Raw genomic sequence first — 18,432 nt, 5'->3', positions numbered from 1 at the left:
GGGACGGTGGTACGTACGGACGGTACCTGGCCGCGCCCCGTACCCGCTGCGGTGGCCGTATGGCCGGTGGCTCGTGCGCCCGGTGGCCGGCATGCCCCAGTGGCAGCCATGCCCCTATGGCTCAGTGGTCCGCCTCCCCCCTTCGTCAGTGCTCGCTGTCCAGGTGGGCCATCTGCGCGCTGGGGTAGCGGTCGCCGGCGGCGGCGCCGGCCGGGATGGCGTGCTCGATCGCGGTGAGATCGTCGGCGTCCAGGGTGATGTCCAGGGCGCCGAGGGCCTCGGACAGCCGGTCGCGGCGGCGGGCGCCGACCAGCGGGACGATGTCCGTGCCGCGCGAGAGAACCCAGGCGATGGCGGTCTGGGCGACCGAGACGCCCTTCTGGTCGGCGATCTTGCGCAGCGCGTCCACCAGGTCGAGATTGCGGTCGAGGTTCTCGCCCTGGAAGCGCGGGCTCATACCCCGGAAGTCATTCGCGGCGAGCTTGCGGTCGCGGGTGAAGTGGCCGCTGATCAGGCCGCGGGACAGGACCCCGTAGGCGGTGATGCCGATGCCCAGCTCGCGGGCGGTCGGCAGGATCGCCTCCTCGATGCCGCGGGAGAGGAGGGAGTACTCGATCTGGAGGTCGGCGATCGGGGCCACCGTGGCGGCTCGGCGCAGGGTCTGCGCGCCCACCTCGGACAGGCCGATGTGGCGGACATGGCCTGCCTCGACCAGTTCGGCGATGGCGCCGACGGTCTCCTCGATCGGGACATCCGGATCGACCCGGGCGATCCGGTAGATGTCGATGTGGTCGGTGCCCAGGCGCTGGAGGGAGTAGGCGGCGAAGTTCTTCACCGCGTTCGGCCGGCCGTCGTAGCCGGTGAAGCCGCCCTCGACGGTGCGCAGGGCGCCGAACTTCACGCTGATCTGCGCCTTTTCGCGAGCCACCGCGGGGGCGGTGCGCAGCGCTTCGTTGATCAGCAGCTCGTTGTGCCCCATGCCGTAGAAGTCGCCGGTGTCGAGCAGGGTGATGCCCGCGTCGAGGGCGGCGTGCACGGTGGCGAGGGATTCGCTGCGGTCGCTGTCGCCGTAGAGGGCGGACATGCCCATGCAGCCGAGGCCGAGGGCGGAGGTCTGCGGGCCGGTGGTGCCCAGGGTGCGGGTCTGCACTGTGCGCTCCTGAAGGTGATGAGGGGAGTGAAGGGTGAGGGAGGGCGGAACGGGGACGGAGAGCGGCTGCCGTGCACTCAGCATGGCATGACGGCTGACAGATTTCAATATCTGTCAGCCGTCACGCCGCACAGACCCCCGCCCGGCCCAGCTCAGCGCCCCTAGAGCCCCTCAGCGCACCTCAACGCACAGTGCGTGGCAGGCGCAGGGTGAGCAGCGTGGTGCCCGCGACGATCGCCAGTTGCGTCAGCAGCGCGGCGAGCAGGGCGTCGCGGATGCCGACGGACGGCAGCAGCGAGAGGAAGAGGGTGCCGAGGGTGGCCACGCCCAGGGCGAGGCCGGACTGCTGGGTGGTGACCATGACGCCGCCGCCCACGCCCGCCTGGGACATCGGCAGTTCGCTCAGCACGATGCGCATCACCACCGGCATCACCATGCCCTGACCGAAGCCCAGTACGGCCATGCTCGGCGCGAGGCCGGCCACCGAGATCCCGGGCCAGCCCTCGTGCACGGTCAGCGCCAGCAGTGCCAGCCCGGTGCCCTGGATCAGCGAACCGGCGATCACCACCCGCCGGCCGAACCGCTGCACCAGCCGCGGACCGGCAAGCGAGGCGAGGAAGAAGGCCGCGCACAGCGGCGCCAGCGACAGTCCGGCCGCGAACGGGCCGAAGTGCAGGCCGTTTTGGAGGGCGACCGCCACCACGAACATGAAGCCGCCAAAGCCCAGCGTGAACGGCACCAGCATGAGAAGTCCGCTGTTCACGGAGGGGATGCGCAGCAGTGAGGGCGGGATGAGCGGCGTACGGCCGAGACGCTCGGCCCGGCGCTCGAACAGCACGAACGCGGTGGCGGCAAAGGGGAAGACGGCCAGCAGGATCCAGGACCACAGGGGCCAGCCGGCCGCCCGGCCCTCGGTCAGCGGCAGCAGCAGGGTGATCAGGGTGGCGGCGAGCAGTGCGGTGCCGGGGCCGTCCACCCGGGCCGGGTGCGGGGAGCGGGTCTCGGGGACCGTACGGGCGGCCAGCAGCCAGGCCGCGGCGGCTATCGGGACGTTCACCAGGAAGACCGCGCGCCAGCCGGTGCCCGCCAGGTCGACGGAGACCAGCAGCCCGCCGAGTACCTGCCCGACGGCGCTGGACACCCCGGCCGTGCCGCCGTACAGGCTGACGGCCTTGGCGCGCCGCTTGCCGGTGGTCGTGGCCTGGATGGTGGCCAGTACCTGCGGCAGCAGCAGGGCGGCCGCGGCGCCCTGGGCGACCCGGGCGGCCACCAGCGTCCAGGCGTCCGGTGCCAGACCGCAGGCCAGCGAGGTCAGTCCGAAGGCGGCCAGGCCCCACAGGAACAGCCGGCGGCGGCCGATCATGTCGCCCAGCCGCCCGCCGATGACCAGCAGCATCGCGTAGGCGACGCCGTAACCGGCCACCACCATCTCCAGCATCGCCGGACCGGCGTGCAGATCGTGGTCGATGGTCGGCAGGGCGACATTGACGATAAAGAAGTCGATCATGGGGAGGGCCGCGCCCAGCAGTACGGTCAGCAGACCGAGCGGGGTCAGCACGGTCGGGGTCCGCTGCGGCTGTCGGGCGGGGCCGGGTGCGGCCGGTGCCTCCGGGGTCGCCGGGGCGTCCGGGAACGCGGCCTCCGGGGCGGTGGCCGGGGCGCCGAGTGGCGCGGCCGGGGCTTCCCGGGTGGTCATCTGTGCTCGGGTATCGCTCACGGAGTCGACGATCGTCGAGGGCTCAACCGGGTACCAGAGTGTTCTTATCCTGGTACCAGCGCTACCTGGCAACCGCCTCGGGCCTGCGGCAGGCTGGACCCATGACCGTGGACCCGCTTCTGCCGCAGCCTGCCACAGGCCCCGGTGGCGCCGCCGCCCCGCCGTACGGCACCGCCCCGCGCGATGGCGCCGCCCGCCGGGCCGAGCTGGCCGCCTTTCTGCGCAGCCGACGGGAGCGGATCACACCCGAGCAGGTCGGACTGCCGCGCGGCGCCCGCCGGCGTACGCCCGGTCTGCGCCGCGAGGAGGTCGCGCACCTGGGCGCGGTCGGCGTCACCTGGTACACCTGGCTCGAACAGGCCCGGGACATCCATGTATCGCCGCAGGTCCTGGACGCGGTGGCCCGTGCGCTGCTGCTCGACCGCGCCGAGCGCAGCCATCTGTTCGCGCTGGCGGGGGCGGTCGATCCGATGCCCGGCAGGGAGTGCACGGGCGTCACCCGGGAGCTGTGGCAACTACTGCACCAGCTCACGCCGTTCCCCGCGGTCGTCCAGAACAGCCGGTTCGACATCCTCGCCTACAACCGCACCTACGGCCGTCTGCTGTGCGATCTCGACGCGGTGCCCGAAGAGGACCGCAACTGTATGTGGCTGGCGTTCACCCACCCCGTGTGGCGGGCGGGCCTCGGCGATCTGGAGGCCACGCTGCGGGTGATGGCCGCCAAGTTCCGGGCCTCGATGGCCGAGCATCTCGCCGAGCCGGCCTGGAAGGCGCTGGTCGCGCGGCTGATGGAGGCCTCGCCGGAGTTCCGTGAAATATGGGCGCAGCACGAGGTCCTCCGCCCGGTCAGTGCCGTGAAGGTCTTCCGGCATCCACAGGTGGGCGCCCTCCAGCTGACCGCCACCAGCCTGTGGACGGGGCCCAACCCCGGTCCCAAGCTGCTGTATTACACGCCCGTGGACGAGATGTCCCGGGAGCGGCTGGAGCAACTGGCCGCCGAACCGGCGGCGCTCGCGGCGGTGTGACCGTACGGGCGAGGGGCTCAGGGGACGTGGACGGCTGCTTGCAGAGAACCAACTTCCTTCTGTGGCAGCACCTCTGACGCAGTGAATCCTCTTGCATGGTGCGGCACGGAGAGAGGGAAAGATCTCCTTGCCGCGAGGTGACCGGATCTCGCCCGGTGAGGTCTGAAGAGGGGGACTCGTATGACGTCAACAGGTCCGGCGGAGCCGTCGTGGAACCCGCCGGCAGAGGCCCGCGAACTCCTCGCCCTGGTCCAGGAGTTGCGCGGCCAGGTCCCGCAGGCGGGCGCCGCGGCCCTCGACGACTCGCTGCCCGCCCTCCGCGCCGAGGCGAACGTCCCGCAGCAGGAGCGCCACCGCGCGCTGTACGCCGTCGCGGGCATCGCCGCGACCTTCGGCGCGCTCGGCGTACCGATCGTCGAGGCCGTCAACAAGGTGCTGGCACTCCTGGGCGCGCAGTGAGCGCCCGCGCACCACGCCTGCGTCCAGCGCCAAGGGACACCGCCTAAGACCGCGCGTCCGCCGGCCGGAACCCCGGGGCCTCTTCCTCGAAGAGTGCCGCCGTGCGGTCGGCCGTCGCCCGCGCCCAGCGGCCGGTGGTCAGTGCGCCGAGCAGCAGGACGGCCGCGCCGCAGCCGGCGATGATCCACCACGCCGGGCGGCCGGCCGCGAGGAAGGCGTCCGCGGTGGCGGCGGCATGCGCCCCGCTCGCCAGTACGGCGCCGATCACCGCGACGCCGAGCGACTGTCCAACCTGTCTGCTGGTGGAGGCGACCGCGGCGGCCACCCCGGCCTGGGCGCGGGGCATCCCGGACACCGCGGTGTTGGTGATCGGCGCGTTGACCAGGCCGAACCCGATGCCGAACAGGACGTAGCCGGTGAACATCAGCGGGTCCGCCGACTGGGCGTCGAACGCCGCGAAGAGCACTCCGCTGGCCCCCATCGCCGCACCGGCCAGGAGCAGGGAGAGCCGCGGCCCCCGGCTGCCGACCAGCCGTCCCGACAGCGGCGCGAAGATCAGCGTCATCCCGGCCATGGGGAGCATGTAGAGACCGGCGTCCAAAGCGGACAGGCCGCGGATGTTCTGGAGATACAGCGTGTTGATGAAGAGGAAGCCGGCCAGCGCGGCAAAGGCGCAGACCGCCACGACCGTGGCCCCGCTGAACGGCGCGCTGTGGAAGAACCGCAGGTCGATCAGGGGTTCCCGGCGGCGCCGCTCATAGCCGACCAGCCCGGCCAGCGAGGCCAGCGCGACCATGACGAAGGCCAGGATCTCCGGGGACGCCCAGCCGGCGTCCGGGGCCTCGATGATCGCGTACGTCAGCGAGCCGAGCACCCCGATCACCAGCAGCTGGCCGACCGGGTCGACGCGGCGCGGCCTGGGGGCGCGCGATTCGGGGACGTAGCGCAGGGTCAGGAAGAGCGCGAGGGCGCCGATCGGGACGTTGATCCAGAAGATCGAGCGCCAGCCGACGCTCTGCACCAGCAGCCCGCCGATCACCGGCCCGGCAGCCATGCTGATGCCGACGACGCCGCCCCACACCCCGATCGCCCGGGCCCGCTCCCGCGGCTCGGTGAAGGTGTTGGTGATGATCGACATCGCGACGGGGTTGAGCATCGAGCCGCCGACCGCCTGCACCATCCGGAAGACCACCAGCCACTCCAGGCTCGGCGCCAGGCTGCACAGCAGCGAGCCGGCCGCGAAGACCACCAGGCCGACCACGAAGACCCGGCGCCGCCCGAGCCGGTCGGCGGTGGAGCCGGCCAGCATCAGCAGCGCCGCCAGGACCAGGGTGTAGGCGTCGATCGTCCACTGCATGCCGGCGACCGTGGCGTGCAGATCGTGCTGGATGGACGGCAGCGCGACATTGAGGATGGTGTTGTCGAGGCTGACGATCAGCAGGCTCATACAGCAGATCGCCAGCACCAGGAGACGCCGTCGACGACTCAGCTCAGGCATTCTTGAACGCTACAGCGATCCGCCGTCCCCGGCCCTGACGGGGCCACTCGCGCGGTGCGGGACAATAGGAGGTCGCAGCGGCCGGTGCCCCGTACGGCCGCGGCCCGCCCGCCCCGCCAACGGAAGCCGAAGAAAGCCGAAGGTATCGCCGCCATGACTCTGCTCCAGATCGGTCCGCACGCGGTGCAGCCGCCCGTGGTCCTCGCGCCGATGGCCGGGATCACCAATGCCCCGTTCCGGACGCTGTGCCGGGAGTTCAGCGGCGGCAAGGGCCTGTTCGTCAGCGAGATGATCACGACGCGGGCGCTGGTCGAGCGCAATGAGAAGACCATGCAGCTGATCCACTTCGACGAGACCGAGAAGCCGCGCTCGATCCAGCTGTACGGCGTCGACCCGGACACCGTCGGCAAGGCCGTCCGCATGATCGCGGAGGAGAATCTCGCCGACCACATCGATCTGAACTTCGGCTGCCCGGTCCCGAAGGTGACCCGCAAGGGCGGCGGCTCGGCGCTCCCGTACAAGCGGAACCTGCTGCGCTCGATCCTGCGGGAGGCGGTGGCGAACGCGGGCGCCCTGCCGGTGACGATGAAGATGCGCAAGGGCATCGACGACGACCACATCACCTACCTCGACGCGGGCCGGACCGCGGCCGAAGAAGGCATCACGGCGATCGCGCTGCACGGCCGCACCGCGGCCCAGCACTACGGCGGCACCGCCGACTGGGACGCCATCGCCCGCCTCAAGGAGCATGTCCCGGAGATCCCGGTGCTCGGCAACGGCGACATCTGGTCGGCCGAGGACGCCCGGCGGATGATGCGGGAGACCGGCTGCGACGGCGTGGTCGTGGGGCGCGGCTGCCTCGGGCGGCCGTGGCTGTTCGGGGACCTGGTCGCCGCTTTTGAGGGCACAGAACCAGGGCGCGAAGCGCTTCCACAGGAGGGTGGTGGCGGGCGACGGGCGGGCGCCCAGCCGACGCTGAAGGAGGTCGCCGCCGTCATGCTGCGGCACGCCACCCTCCTCGGCGAGTGGATCGGTGACGAGACGCGCGGCGTGATCGACTTCCGTAAGCATGTCGCCTGGTACACCAAGGGCTTCTCGATCGGCTCCGAGATGCGCCGCGGCCTCGCGGTGACCTCCTCCCTCGACGAACTGGACGCGCTGCTGTCGGAGCTGGACCTGGACCAGCCGTGGCCGGCGGGCGCGGACGGCCCGCGCGGCCGTACGTCGGGCCGCAACCGCGTCGTGCTGCCGGACGGCTGGCTGGACGACCCGTACGACTGCGCGGGCGTGGACGCGGGCGCGGAGCTGGACACCTCGGGCGGCTGACCCCCGGCGGCCGCTCCGGCTGCTCCGGCGCACGGCTCCCCGCACGAGCCCCGTGGCCTGGAGGCCGCCGTCCGGCCTACGGCACCCGTGTACCCCTGGGGCGTGTCGGCGCGCGGTCGGGGCCCAACGGCACCGTACGGCGCTATCGTTTGATCCCGTACGGGCGTTTTGCGGCAGCTCGTACGGCCGCCCACGAGGTCCGGCAGACGGTGGGCGGAACCGACGGACCGGCCGAGGGAGTCGCTGTGGTGAGCGGGCACCGTTCCACCGGGGACACGGAGAAGGACGTACAGGCCAAGCTCGGGGACACCCCCGTGCACCACGAGCGGATGGCCGCGGTCGCACACCTCTACCGCGCCGCGGCGGCCGTACGGCAGCACTTCGAGAACTCCGTACTGCGCGGCGTCGAGCTGACCTGGACCTCCTTCGTGGTGCTGTGGGTGGTGTGGATCGGGGGCGAGCGGGAGACCCGCCGGGTCGCCGAGGACGCCGGGATCTCCAAGGGGACGCTCACCGGCGTCGCCCGCACCCTCCAGAGCCGCGGCCTGCTGGAGCGCAAGGACCATCCGACCGACGGACGGCTCGCCCTGCTCGCGCTCACGCCCGAGGGCGAGCGGCTGATGGCCCGGGTCTTCCCGGAGTTCCACGCCGAAGAGGTCTTCGTCACCGAGGGGTTGAGCGATGACGAGGCGCTGGACCTGGCGGAGCTGCTGGGCCGGGTCGTGGCGCAGGTCGAGACCCGGGGCGAGGAGCGGCGGCTGGAGCTGCTGGACGGCCAGGACCCCCGCCCGCGGCGGAGCGGACGCCGGGCGAAGAGGTAGAAGAGGGACCCGTCGCGTCGGGCGGCCCCCGGGTGATACTGAAGTTTGAGCCCAAACGGAGCGTCCGCACCCGGGGTCCGGGCGGCCCCGCCAAAGGGAGGGGAGTGACCGGCATGCGTGCCTTGGTCATCGTTCACGACCATCTGTCCACCGCGGGCCATGTGGGCGAGCGGCTGGCCGAACGGGGCTATGAGCTCGACGAACTGCTCGTCGTGCCGGCCGAGCGGTATACAACTCCGGACGTCGACGTGGCGTTCCCGGCGGCCGAGGACTATGGCCTGATCCTGACGCTCGGTGCTCCGTGGTCGGTGGCGCGGAGGAACGCCTGGATCGAGGCGGAACTGGCCCTGCTGCGCGCGGCGCACCGGGCCGGGGTCCCGGTGCTCGGTATCTGCTTCGGCGGCCAGGCGCTGGCCACCGCGCTCGGCGGGGACATCGAGGCCGCCCCGCGCTTCGAGCTGGGCTGGAGCCGCCTCACGACTGACGCCCCGGAGCTGGTCGGGCCGGGCCCCTGGTTCCAGTTCCACGGGGACCGCTGGCTGTTGCCGCCGGGCGCCCGGGAGCTGGCGCGCAATGACGTCGCCTCGCAGGCCTTCGTCTGCGGCCGCTCCTGGGGCGTGCAGTTCCATCCGGAGCTGACGCCGGAGGTGCTCCAGGCGTGGTTCGACGAGGACGGGACGGCGATCGCGGCCGAGGTGGGCGTCGACCCGGAGCGGCTGGTGGCCGAATTGCGGGCAGATCTCCCTGCCGTCCGCGCGCGTGCCCGCGCGTTGGTGGACGCTTTCCTTGATCACATAGCCACGAGTGGGTCCAAATGATGGAACCCGGTCACACATGAGCGCGTGATTCTCGCCACCCCTGATAGGGGTGGCGCTCAGATGAGCAGTGTGAGTGGGGTTCTATCTCTCCAATGGTGGCACCGGGTGCCACGCATCATGTGTTCGACTGATTAAGCCATTCGTTGCAGTGCGTAGCATAGAACCTATCCATGACTGCGTAGCGCAGTGATGCATTCAGGTAATGAAGCATCGTCCAAACGCGTGATCACTTTCGATCTGGTGGCGGACGACTGGTTACGCAGGTATGTCGACCAAGTGGACGTACCCATACGCCTTCGATCTGGGTATGTTCCTCGCCGTCAGGGCAGCCCGTCGGCGAGGAGTCAGTGCCGTGCCGGAAACACAAGATCCCCACGTAACGCAGCCTTCGGTCGCGAAGTTCGTCTACGACTTCACCGAGGGCAACAAGGAGCTCAAGGACCTGCTAGGCGGCAAGGGCGCGAACCTCGCCGAGATGACCAACCTGGGGCTTCCGGTCCCTCCCGGCTTCACGATCACTACTGAAGCCTGCAAGGTCTACCTGGACAGCGGCACCGAGCCCGCGGCACTGCGTGCCGAGGTCTCGCAGCACCTCGACGCCCTTGAGCAGAAGATGGGGAAGAAGCTCGGCCAGGCCGACGACCCGCTGCTCGTATCGGTGCGTTCCGGGGCGAAGTTCTCCATGCCCGGCATGATGGACACCGTCCTCAACATCGGCCTCTCCGATGCGTCGGTTTCCGGCCTCGCCGCGCAGGCCGGCGACGAGCGGTTCGCGTGGGACTCCTACCGCCGCCTCATCCAGATGTTCGGCAAGACCGTGCTGGGCGTCGACGGCGAGCTCTTCGAGGAGGCGCTGGAGGAGGCCAAGCAGGCCAAGGGTGTCCGCGTCGACATCGACCTCGACGCCGCCGACCTCCAGAGCCTGGTCGCGCACTTCAAGGACATCGTCGCCAAGGAGACCGGCCGCGACTTCCCGCAGGAGCCGCGCGAGCAGATGGACCTCGCGGTGCGCGCGGTCTTCGACTCGTGGAACACCGACCGCGCCAAGCTCTACCGCCGCCAGGAGCGCATCCCCGGCGACCTCGGCACCGCGGTCAACGTCTGCTCCATGGTCTTCGGCAACCTCGGCCCCGACTCCGGCACCGGTGTCGCCTTCACCCGCGACCCCGCCAGCGGCCACCAGGGCGTCTACGGCGACTACCTCCAGAACGCGCAGGGCGAGGACGTCGTCGCCGGTATCCGCAACACGGTCCCGCTCGCGGACCTGGAGCAGATCGACAAGGCGTCGTACGACCAGCTGATGCAGATCATGGAGACGCTCGAAACGCACTACAAGGACCTGTGCGACATCGAGTTCACCATTGAGCGCGGCAAGCTGTGGATGCTCCAGACCCGGGTCGGCAAGCGCACCGCCGGTGCCGCCTTCCGGATCGCCACCCAGCTTGTCGACCAGGGCCTGATCGACGAGGCCGAGGCCCTCCAGCGGGTCAACGGCGCGCAGCTGGCGCAGCTGATGTTCCCCCGCTTCGACCTCGGCGCGAAGTCCGAGATGATCGGCCGCGGTATCGCCGCCTCCCCGGGCGCGGCGGTCGGCAAGGCCGTCTTCGACTCGTACACCGCCGTCAAGTGGTCGCGCTCCGGCGAGAAGGTCATCCTGATCCGCCGGGAGACCAACCCCGACGACCTCAACGGCATGATCGCCGCCGAGGGCATCCTCACCTCCCGCGGCGGCAAGACCTCGCACGCCGCCGTCGTCGCCCGCGGCATGGGCAAGACCTGTGTCTGCGGCGCCGAGGAGCTGGAGGTCGACACCAAGGCCCGCCGGATGACGACCCAGGACGGGATCGTCATCGAGGAGGGCGACGTCGTCTCCATCGACGGCTCCACCGGCAAGGTCTACGCCGGCGAGGTGCCGGTCGTGCCCTCCCCGGTCGTGGAGTACTTCGAGGGCCGGATGCACGCCGGTGCCGAGGACGCCGACGAGCTGGTCAAGGCCGTCCACCGGATCATGGCGTACGCGGACCGGGTGCGCCGGCTGCGCGTACGGGCCAACGCCGACAACGCCGAGGACGCCGCGCGCGCCCGCCGGTTCGGCGCCCAGGGCATCGGCCTGTGCCGCACCGAGCACATGTTCCTCGGTGAGCGCCGCGAGATGGTCGAGCGCCTGATCCTGGCCGACACCGAGACCGACCGGGACGCCGCGCTCAGCCAGCTGCTGCCGCTCCAGAAGGCCGACTTCATCGAGCTGTTCGAGTCGATGGACGGGCTGCCGGTGACCGTCCGGCTGCTGGACCCGCCGCTGCACGAGTTCCTGCCCGACATCACCGAGCTGTCGGTGCGGGTCGCGCTCGCCGAGGCCCGCAAGGACGCCAACGAGAACGACCTGCGCCTGCTCCAGGCCGTGCACAAGCTGCACGAGCAGAACCCGATGCTGGGTCTGCGCGGCGTACGCCTCGGCCTGGTCATCCCCGGTCTGTTCGCGATGCAGGTGCGCGCGATCGCCGAGGCGGCCGCCGAGCGCAAGAACGCCAAGGGCGACCCGCGCGCGGAGATCATGATTCCGCTGGTCGGCACCGTCCAGGAGCTGGAGATCGTCCGCGAGGAGGCCGAGCAGGTCATCGCCGAGGTCGAGAAGGCCCACGGCGTCAGCCTCCGGCTCACCCTCGGCACGATGATCGAGCTGCCCCGCGCCGCCCTTACGGCCGGTCAGATCGCGGAGTCGGCGGACTTCTTCTCCTTCGGTACGAACGACCTGACGCAGACGGTCTGGGGCTTCAGCCGCGACGACGTCGAGGCCAGCTTCTTCACCGCCTACCTGGAGAAGGGCATCTTCGGCGTCAGCCCGTTCGAGACCATCGACAAGGACGGCGTGGGCTCCCTGGTCCGCAACGCCGCCGCGGCCGGCCGCGCCACCCGCCCCGACCTCAAGCTCGGGGTCTGCGGCGAGCACGGCGGTGACCCGGAGTCCGTCCACTTCTTCCACGAAGTGGGCCTGGACTACGTCTCCTGCTCCCCGTTCCGTATCCCGGTCGCACGGCTGGAGGCGGGCCGGGCGGCCGCCGAGTCCAAGGGCAGCGACAGCCGCTGACCCCACCGGGGTACCGCGGGCGCCAGGCGCGTCCGCGGCCCCGGGACAGCCCACCGGAGCCGGTGCCACGGCACCTCACCCTCACCGGCCTGACGCCGGCTCCGGCACCCCGACGAGGGCGGCACCTGTGCGGAGGTGCCGCCCTTCGTCACATCCAGACGTTGTGGCCGCCGCCCCGCCACTCGATCAGGTCGCGGTCGTCCAGCGACACCACATCGGTGTCCAGACCGGCCCGGCGCAGAAACTCCAGAAGATCGACGCTGCTGTACGCGAGGCCGAGGATCTCGCCCTCGATCGTGACGCGCCGGCCACCGGTGGGCGACGGCGGATGCACGATGACGGGCGGGTGCTCGGCCATGACTCCAGCCTGCCCCCGTGTCCCCGAGGGTGCATCCGGTGGAGCGGGGCGATAGGGCCCTCGTGCTCCTGCCCGGTCCGACGAGAGCGGCACCTGTGCGGAGGTGCCGCCCTCGTTTTCTCCGGACTCCCCCCTCGGGAGCTGCCGCCACCCCGGTCGGCGCGGGAAGGCGGCCTTCAACGGGGCTGCCGAGCGGCCGGTGGTGTGCCCATCACCCCCCACGGGATCGAGCAACCCGGTCCGTTCGCGCCGCCGTTGAATTGAGTACAGCATTCCTTCCGGCCCCCTGGTGGCGCGACCACTTTCAAGTCTGGCCAAAAGGGCATGGTGACCGCGCGTGTTGGCGTGCATACTCAGGCGTGCCGGGGGCCGACTGAGGAAACCAGGGGTGGGGGTTCGGTGTTACGCGTCCATTTCAGTGGACTCGATCTGGCCCGTGTGCGCATTGCGGCACGCCCGGACGCACTGTGGGAGACCGTCTTAAGCTTTCATCGGCTACGTGACAGACGGGACGATTCGGCGTTCGGCAAATGGCGATCGGAAACACGGGGAAGGTTGAATGGCGAAGCGCGGCTGCTGGCGCCGCTGGTGCCCACTCGCGGCTATTTTCCCGATTTCCTGACGCCCGCCGAAGGGCTCCTCGGGATGACCGACGCGCTCGCCGCCCTGCGGGAGACGCCCGCCTCCCGGCTGGGTGCCGAGCTCGCCCGGCTCTCCACTGCCGCCCGCCCGTTCCCGTCCTGGATACGGGCGATGGCCGACGGTGACACCCGTGCGCTGGGCCGGCTCGCCGGCATACTCCAGCGCTATTACGAGGCGGCCGTCGCCCCGTACTGGGCGCGCGTCCAGGGCCGCATAGAGGCCGACCGGGCGGCCCGCGGCCGGGCACTGCTCGACGGCGGCGCGGACCGGCTGCTCGCCTCGCTCCCGCCGATGATGCGCTGGCGCCCGCCGGTCCTGGAGGCCGACTATCCGGTGGACCGCGATCTGCACCTCAACGGCCGGGGGCTGTTGCTGCTGCCGTCGTACTTCTGCCGCCGCACCCCCGTCACCTTCCACAACCCGGAGCTGACGCCCGTCCTGGTCTACCCCGTCGAGCATCCCGCGCCCCGGCTCACGCCCCAGGTCCCGCCGGAGCGCTCCCTGGGCCGGCTGGTCGGCCAGACCCGCTCCGCGATACTCCAGCGGATCGGTGTCGGCTGCACCACCAGCGAACTCGCCCGGCGCGCCGATGTCTCGCTGGCCTCCGCCAGCCAGCATGCGACGGTGCTCCGCGACGCCGGTCTGCTGCTCACCCTGCGGCAGGGCAACGCGGTGCTGCACACCCTCACCCCGCTGGGCGCGGCCCTGCTGCGCGGCGCACGCCCGGCGGAGGAGGCGGCGTACGAGCGGCTCCGGTGAGGGGCGCCGGGGACGCCGTGCCGGGTGCCGGGCGGGTGCGGGAGGGACGGACTTCCGCCGGCGGCGTCCCCGCGGTCAGAAGGGGCGGTCGCCCGCGATGGCGACCCGTTCGGCGACCCGGCGGTGCGTCCCGTAGTCGTTCACCGCGTAGTGCTGGGTGGCGCGGTTGTCCCAGAACGCGAGATCCCCCGGCTGCCAGCGCCAGCGCACCTGGAACTCCGGCACCTGCGCCTGCTGGAACAACAGCCGCAGCAACCGGTCGCTCGCCGCCCGGCCGAGCCCCACGATGTGGGTGGTGAAGGATGCGTTGACGAACAGCATCCGCCGCCCCGTCTCCGGGTGCCGGCGCACCACCGGATGCGCAACCGGAGGGAACTCCTCCTGAAATGGCGCCAGTTGAGCGGGGGAGTAGAAGCGCGCGAAGCCCGGGAGATAGTCGTGCACCGCCCGCGCCTCATTGATCCGTGCCCGGATTTCCGACGGCAAATTGTCGTATGCCGCCGCCATATCGGCCCACATCGTGTCCCCGCCGGCGGGCGGTACCTCACGCAGCTGCAACACCGCGCCCATCGCCGGACGTTCCCGGAACGTCACATCCGTGTGCCATACATTTTCGAACGTCGGGACCCCGCCGGCCGCCTTGTCGAACCGCACCACGTCCTTCGAATCACCCCGGGCCAGCAGCGGATTGGTCTCCAGCTCGCCCCAATTCCTGGCGAATTCCCGCTGTTCCCGGGAGCTCAGCCGCTGCCCGCGGAAGAACAGCACCTTCCACTCCAGCAGCGCCCGGTTCAGCTCCGTACGCAGCTCCGCGGACAGTGGCCGGGACAGGTCCAGCCCACGGATTTCGGCCCCGATGGTGGCCGCCTGCGGCACGACCTCGAAGCGCTCGTAGGGCCGGTCGTCCCAGCCGTCGGGGGTCCGGCGCAGCAGACGGGGCCCTTCGTACAGCCCGTCGGCGGGGATGCGGTGGGGGCGCAGGGCGGGAGGGGCGGAAGGGGTGGGAGGGGCGGAAGTGGTGGCCGGGGCGGGAGCGGCGGAGTCGGTGCGAGCCGTCAACTGATCCTCCTGGAGGGGAGAAGGAGAGGGCAGGGTGCCGGTGGGGTGCGGTGGGTTACGGGAGAGTCGCCGGGGGCGCCGGTGGGCCCGGCACGCGGATGACCGGCGGCCGGAGCTCAGCTCACGGAGCCGTCAGGACGTACAGGAACAACCGGCCGGGGGAGAGCCCACCCGGCCGCGGCGGCGCAGAAAGCTCAGGCCGCGGGGCGCGCACTCGCCGTGGGGGCCGCGGTCGCGCGGCTCCGCCTCACGGACGTCCAGGTGCGTGCTCATGCCACGCACCGTACCGCCTCAGCCAGGTGTCCTCAATGCGTCAGTCATCGATCCCACTGCGCTCCACCCCCGCGACGATGTACCGCTGGAGCACCAGGAACACCACCACCAGCGGGGCGATCGAGACCGCCGCGGCCACGAACAGCTCATGCAGATTGAGGTTCTGCGCGGTGGTGAACGTCGACAGCGCCACCTGCACCGTCCATGCCTCCTGGTCCTGCCCGATCACCAGCGGCCACAGGAACGCGTTCCAGGCGCCGATGAACACGATCGTGCCGACGGCGGCGAAGACCGGGCGGGCGTTGGGCACCACGATGCGCCAGTACGTCCGCCAGTAGCCGAGCCCGTCGACCCGCGCCGCGTCCTCCAGCTCCCGTGGGAAGCCCAGGAAATACTGCCGGAAGATGAAGCAGGCGAACGCGCTGAACAGCGTCGGAATGACCAGCCCGCGCAGCGTGGAGATCCATCCGAGCGATGACACCAGCACAAAGCTCGGCACGAATGTCACGGCCGCCGGGACCATCAGCGTCCCCAGGATCGCGTAGAAGACGACATCGGCGTGCCGGTACGGGATCCGGGCCAGGCCGTACCCGGCGAGCGAGGCCAGCAGTACCGTACCGGCGGTCGTCGACACGGCGATCAGCGTGGAGTTGAGCAGCGCCCGCCCCAGCGGCAGGTTCGGGTCCTGGAAGACCTCGGTCAGGTTCGACCACTGAAGCACCCGTGGGAAGAACGTCCAGTCGGGCGCGGTGATGTCCTGTTCGGTCGCCAGCCCGTTCCGCACCAGCAGATAGAACGGCACCAGGAACAGCAGCGCCAGGGCCACCAGCAGCACCACCCGTAGCGCCCGCCCGGCCCTTGTCAGCGCATCGTCCATCCCGTTCACTCCTCCATCCCCCACTCACTCCTCCTTGCGACCGAGGCCGAGCCAGCGGGCCTGCACCACCGTCGCCACCGCGATGATCAGCGCCAGGATCACCGCACCCGCGCTGCCCAGCCCGAGGTTCTGATCCCGGCCCAGCGCCGTGTAGTAGAGGTAGACCAACGGCGGCCGGGCGTACGGCGGATAGCCGCGCGCATCGCTCAGCAGGTTGTAGAACTCGTCGAACGCCTGGAACGCGTTGATTACCAACAGCAGCACCACCGCCACCGATGTGGCCCGCAACTGCGGAAAGGTGATGTACCGGAAGGTCTGCCATCCGGGCCGCGCCCCGTCCACCGCCGCCGCCTCGTACAGCTGCGGCGAGATCCGCTGGAGCCCGGCCAGGAACAGGATCATGTAGAACCCGGCCTGCAACCACAGCCGTACGGTCACGATGACCAGCCAGTACCAGGGTGGTTCGGTCGTCGACAGCCAGGCGGTCCGGTCCGCCCCGAACCACCCCAGCACGGTGTTGGCCAGCCCGAACCGCACCCCGTTGAAGATCGACAGCTTCCAGATCACCGCCGCGACGACATACGAGCAGGCCGTCGGCAGAAAGAACACCGACCGGAAGAACGCCCGGGCGAACCGCAGCCGGTTGACCATCAGCGCAAGGGCCAGCGACAGCACATAGGTCGCCGGCACGATGAACGCCGTGAACAGCAGAAACGTCCCCAGACTGCCGAGGAAGGACGCATCGCTGAGCATCGCGCCGTAGTTGCCCAGCCCGACGAAATCCGCGCCGGACGGACTCACCGTGTTGTGCGCGTCGAAGAAGCTCAGATAGACGCTCCACACCAATGGCACGTAGGTGAACAGCCCCAGACCGAGGGCGAACGGCCCGACGAAGGCCCAGAACCACAGATTCCGCCGCTGCTGCCCGAGCAGCCGGACACCGAGCGAAGGACGCCCGGCAGCCGGCGCGACCGCCGCCCGGCGGCGGACCGGCTCGTCCTTGACCCCGACCGCCCCTCCGCTCCCTCCCGCCGTCACTTCTTCCTGACCCGCTGAAGCTCGGCGTTGACCTTGCGCACCACGGTCCTCAGCTCACTCTCCGGGTTGGCGCCGTCCTTGATGATCCGGCTCAGCGCGTCCTGATAGGTGGTACGGTCCGCGGTCGTCCACAACAGCGGCTCCGCATAACCGTGCTCGGTCGCGAAGCGGACCGCATCCGCCGCCGGCCCCTCCCGCAGCTGCTCGGCCTTCTTCGCCAGCGAGATCCGGGCCGGGATGTGGAACCCGTACGACAGCGCGAAATCCTGCTGGAAGTCGGTGCGGTCCACCCACAGCCACTTCGCGAAGGCCTTCGCCTCCGCCTTGCGCTTGCTCCGGGCACTGACCGCCGAGCCATAGGCGCCCACCTGAACGGACGGCTTCCCGCCGCTTCCGTCCTTCGGGAACGGCAGCACCCCGAAGTCGTCCCCCAGCGCCTTCTTGATCTGCGGCAGCGCCCACAGCCCCGACCACTGCATCGCGGTCAGGCCCTGGATGAACGCGGCCGGATCGGACCAGTCCGTGGGCGCCCCCAGCAGCAACGACTTGTCCGCGTACAGCTGCCGGATCTTCCCCAGCGCCCGCGCCGCGGCCGGATCGTCGAACCCGGCCCTGCCGTCCGCATCGACCAGACTCAGCCCGGCCGCGAACAACGGCGTCCCGCCGAGCACCCCGACCCCGCCGTCGTTCCCCAGGAACAGCCCCTTGGCCTTCTTGTTACTGAGCTTCTTCGCCCCGTCCACCAGCTCATCGAGCGTCTGCGGCGGCCGGACCCCGGCCTCCCTCAGCAGGCTCTTGCGGTAGTAGAGCAGCTGCATGTCCACGACCTGCGGGATGCCCCAGACCTTGTCCTGCCAGATCTTCGGCGCCAGCGCGGCCTGGTGGAAGTCATCCTTGACCGGCTCGACGACATCGGTCAGATCGACCACCTGCCCGCCCTGAATCTGCTCCAGCAGCGGCCCATTGACCTCGAAGACATCCGGCCCCGAGTCGGTCAGCAGCGCCGCCGCCGTCTGCCGGTCATAATCCCCCGGCCGCCACTGCACCGAGACATCCGCCTTCCGGTACGCGGCCGCATACCGCTTCACGGCCCGCTCGGCCCCCGGCTCCCCGTACTGGTGATACCACTGCCTGATCTCCGCCCCCGAACCCCCGCCTCCCCGCCCGGTATTGGACCCACACGCCGTCGCCAGCCCCGCGGCAAGCGCGACCCCACCACCAGCCGCCAACAACCGCCGCCTGTTGATCTCCGTCATGCCACGTCGCCCCCTGCGCTCGTCACGTTCCGCACGACATGCCGCCTCGTGCGGTTGCCACGTCGCGCACGACGCATCGCCCCGTGCGCTTGTCACGTCATGGTTATGGTCGATCACCGATGGTGCGGTCGTCCATGGTGCCGTATGGGGGTGGGGGTGTGTTGCGTCTGTGGATAACGGGGGCGGGGGGCTCTATCGGGGCGCCTGCCGGCCGCCGGCAGCGGGCTTGGCATGGCGGCTATGGGCGATGGCGAGCGCTTCCTCGGGG

16 protein-coding genes are annotated in these 18,432 nt (G+C 70.7%); 7 read left to right on the top strand and 9 right to left on the bottom strand.

Going from position 1 to position 18,432, the window contains the following annotated elements:
- Nucleotides 1-145: 145 nt before the first annotated feature.
- On the bottom strand, nucleotides 146-1,150 hold the full coding sequence (locus tag AC3EUV_RS09725) for an aldo/keto reductase (protein WP_435602655.1): 1,005 nt from the start codon (nucleotides 1,148-1,150) through the stop codon (nucleotides 146-148).
- 181 nt (nucleotides 1,151-1,331) lie between these two features.
- Nucleotides 1,332-2,846, bottom strand: a complete 1,515-nt coding sequence (locus AC3EUV_RS09720) for an MFS transporter (RefSeq protein WP_432141781.1) — start codon at nucleotides 2,844-2,846, stop codon at nucleotides 1,332-1,334.
- Between the two features lie 122 nt (nucleotides 2,847-2,968).
- Between AC3EUV_RS09720 and AC3EUV_RS09715 the strand changes: the two genes are divergently transcribed.
- On the top strand, nucleotides 2,969-3,892 hold the full coding sequence (locus AC3EUV_RS09715; protein ID WP_432141645.1) for a helix-turn-helix transcriptional regulator: 924 nt from the start codon (nucleotides 2,969-2,971) through the stop codon (nucleotides 3,890-3,892).
- Nucleotides 3,893-4,072: 180 nt separating this feature from the next.
- The gene (locus AC3EUV_RS09710) at nucleotides 4,073-4,351 is read left to right on the top strand and encodes a hypothetical protein (RefSeq protein WP_432141646.1); all 279 of its coding nucleotides are present in this window, start codon (nucleotides 4,073-4,075) and stop codon (nucleotides 4,349-4,351) included.
- 43 nt (nucleotides 4,352-4,394) lie between these two features.
- Here the strand turns inward: AC3EUV_RS09710 and AC3EUV_RS09705 are convergent, their stop codons facing one another.
- Entirely contained in the window at nucleotides 4,395-5,849 is a 1,455-nt protein-coding gene (locus AC3EUV_RS09705) for an MFS transporter (protein WP_432141647.1), read from the bottom strand.
- Between the two features lie 153 nt (nucleotides 5,850-6,002).
- Between AC3EUV_RS09705 and dusB the strand changes: the two genes are divergently transcribed.
- The 4 genes from dusB to ppdK all read left to right on the top strand — a co-directional run bounded on the left by dusB (nucleotide 6,003) and on the right by ppdK (nucleotide 11,902).
- On the top strand, nucleotides 6,003-7,175 hold the full coding sequence (dusB, locus tag AC3EUV_RS09700; protein WP_435602654.1) for a tRNA dihydrouridine synthase DusB: 1,173 nt from the start codon (nucleotides 6,003-6,005) through the stop codon (nucleotides 7,173-7,175).
- Between the two features lie 248 nt (nucleotides 7,176-7,423).
- Nucleotides 7,424-7,996 carry a MarR family winged helix-turn-helix transcriptional regulator gene (locus tag AC3EUV_RS09695; protein WP_435602653.1) on the top strand — a complete coding sequence of 191 codons (573 nt, stop codon included), beginning with the start codon at nucleotides 7,424-7,426 and terminating at the stop codon, nucleotides 7,994-7,996.
- A 113-nt stretch (nucleotides 7,997-8,109) separates the two neighbouring features.
- Nucleotides 8,110-8,814 (top strand): type 1 glutamine amidotransferase, encoded by a 705-nt coding sequence (locus AC3EUV_RS09690; protein WP_435602652.1) that lies wholly within the window; start codon nucleotides 8,110-8,112, stop codon nucleotides 8,812-8,814.
- Between the two features lie 307 nt (nucleotides 8,815-9,121).
- The gene (gene ppdK / locus AC3EUV_RS09685; protein ID WP_432141782.1) at nucleotides 9,122-11,902 is read left to right on the top strand and encodes a pyruvate, phosphate dikinase; all 2,781 of its coding nucleotides are present in this window, start codon (nucleotides 9,122-9,124) and stop codon (nucleotides 11,900-11,902) included.
- Nucleotides 11,903-12,050: 148 nt separating this feature from the next.
- Here ppdK and AC3EUV_RS09680 read toward each other — a convergent pair whose 3' ends face one another.
- Complete coding sequence (locus AC3EUV_RS09680; RefSeq protein ID WP_432141651.1) at nucleotides 12,051-12,260, bottom strand: hypothetical protein; 210 nt, start codon at nucleotides 12,258-12,260, stop codon at nucleotides 12,051-12,053.
- 555 nt (nucleotides 12,261-12,815) lie between these two features.
- Here AC3EUV_RS09680 and AC3EUV_RS09675 point away from each other — a divergent pair.
- Entirely contained in the window at nucleotides 12,816-13,661 is an 846-nt protein-coding gene (locus tag AC3EUV_RS09675; protein WP_432141652.1) for an ArsR/SmtB family transcription factor, read from the top strand.
- A 75-nt stretch (nucleotides 13,662-13,736) separates the two neighbouring features.
- On the opposite strand, the gene AC3EUV_RS09670 is transcribed toward AC3EUV_RS09675, so the two are convergent.
- From AC3EUV_RS09670 to AC3EUV_RS09650, 5 genes are all read right to left on the bottom strand, one after another.
- Nucleotides 13,737-14,642: a TauD/TfdA dioxygenase family protein gene (locus tag AC3EUV_RS09670; protein WP_435602694.1), complete on the bottom strand. Its 906-nt coding sequence runs from the start codon at nucleotides 14,640-14,642 to the stop codon at nucleotides 13,737-13,739.
- 210 nt (nucleotides 14,643-14,852) lie between these two features.
- Nucleotides 14,853-14,993 carry a hypothetical protein gene (locus AC3EUV_RS09665; RefSeq protein ID WP_158092687.1) on the bottom strand — a complete coding sequence of 47 codons (141 nt, stop codon included), beginning with the start codon at nucleotides 14,991-14,993 and terminating at the stop codon, nucleotides 14,853-14,855.
- A gap of 40 nt (nucleotides 14,994-15,033) precedes the next feature.
- Entirely contained in the window at nucleotides 15,034-15,870 is an 837-nt protein-coding gene (locus tag AC3EUV_RS09660) for a carbohydrate ABC transporter permease (protein ID WP_432141653.1), read from the bottom strand.
- A gap of 24 nt (nucleotides 15,871-15,894) precedes the next feature.
- Nucleotides 15,895-16,803 carry a carbohydrate ABC transporter permease gene (locus AC3EUV_RS09655; protein ID WP_432141784.1) on the bottom strand — a complete coding sequence of 303 codons (909 nt, stop codon included), beginning with the start codon at nucleotides 16,801-16,803 and terminating at the stop codon, nucleotides 15,895-15,897.
- Between the two features lie 101 nt (nucleotides 16,804-16,904).
- Nucleotides 16,905-18,164, bottom strand: a complete 1,260-nt coding sequence (locus AC3EUV_RS09650) for an ABC transporter substrate-binding protein (RefSeq protein WP_432141654.1) — start codon at nucleotides 18,162-18,164, stop codon at nucleotides 16,905-16,907.
- Nucleotides 18,165-18,432: the final 268 nt, after the last annotated feature.

The sequence above is a fragment of the Streptomyces sp. bgisy130 genome (genome assembly GCF_057708345.1).
Note: the sequence above shows the minus strand (reverse complement) of the source record. Positions and strands in the feature narration are given on the sequence as shown.

Coding starts and splice junctions, on each gene's coding strand:
- AC3EUV_RS09720 (WP_432141781.1), bottom strand. CDS start 2,846: ATGACCACCCGGGAAGCCCCGGCCGCGCCACTCGGCGCCCCGGCCACC.
- AC3EUV_RS09715 (WP_432141645.1), top strand. CDS start 2,969: ATGACCGTGGACCCGCTTCTGCCGCAGCCTGCCACAGGCCCCGGTGGC.
- AC3EUV_RS09710 (WP_432141646.1), top strand. CDS start 4,073: ATGACGTCAACAGGTCCGGCGGAGCCGTCGTGGAACCCGCCGGCAGAG.
- AC3EUV_RS09705 (WP_432141647.1), bottom strand. CDS start 5,849: ATGCCTGAGCTGAGTCGTCGACGGCGTCTCCTGGTGCTGGCGATCTGC.
- dusB (WP_435602654.1), top strand. CDS start 6,003: ATGACTCTGCTCCAGATCGGTCCGCACGCGGTGCAGCCGCCCGTGGTC.
- AC3EUV_RS09690 (WP_435602652.1), top strand. CDS start 8,110: ATGCGTGCCTTGGTCATCGTTCACGACCATCTGTCCACCGCGGGCCAT.
- ppdK (WP_432141782.1), top strand. CDS start 9,122: ATGTTCCTCGCCGTCAGGGCAGCCCGTCGGCGAGGAGTCAGTGCCGTG.
- AC3EUV_RS09680 (WP_432141651.1), bottom strand. CDS start 12,260: ATGGCCGAGCACCCGCCCGTCATCGTGCATCCGCCGTCGCCCACCGGT.
- AC3EUV_RS09665 (WP_158092687.1), bottom strand. CDS start 14,993: ATGAGCACGCACCTGGACGTCCGTGAGGCGGAGCCGCGCGACCGCGGC.
- AC3EUV_RS09660 (WP_432141653.1), bottom strand. CDS start 15,870: ATGGACGATGCGCTGACAAGGGCCGGGCGGGCGCTACGGGTGGTGCTG.
- AC3EUV_RS09650 (WP_432141654.1), bottom strand. CDS start 18,164: ATGACGGAGATCAACAGGCGGCGGTTGTTGGCGGCTGGTGGTGGGGTC.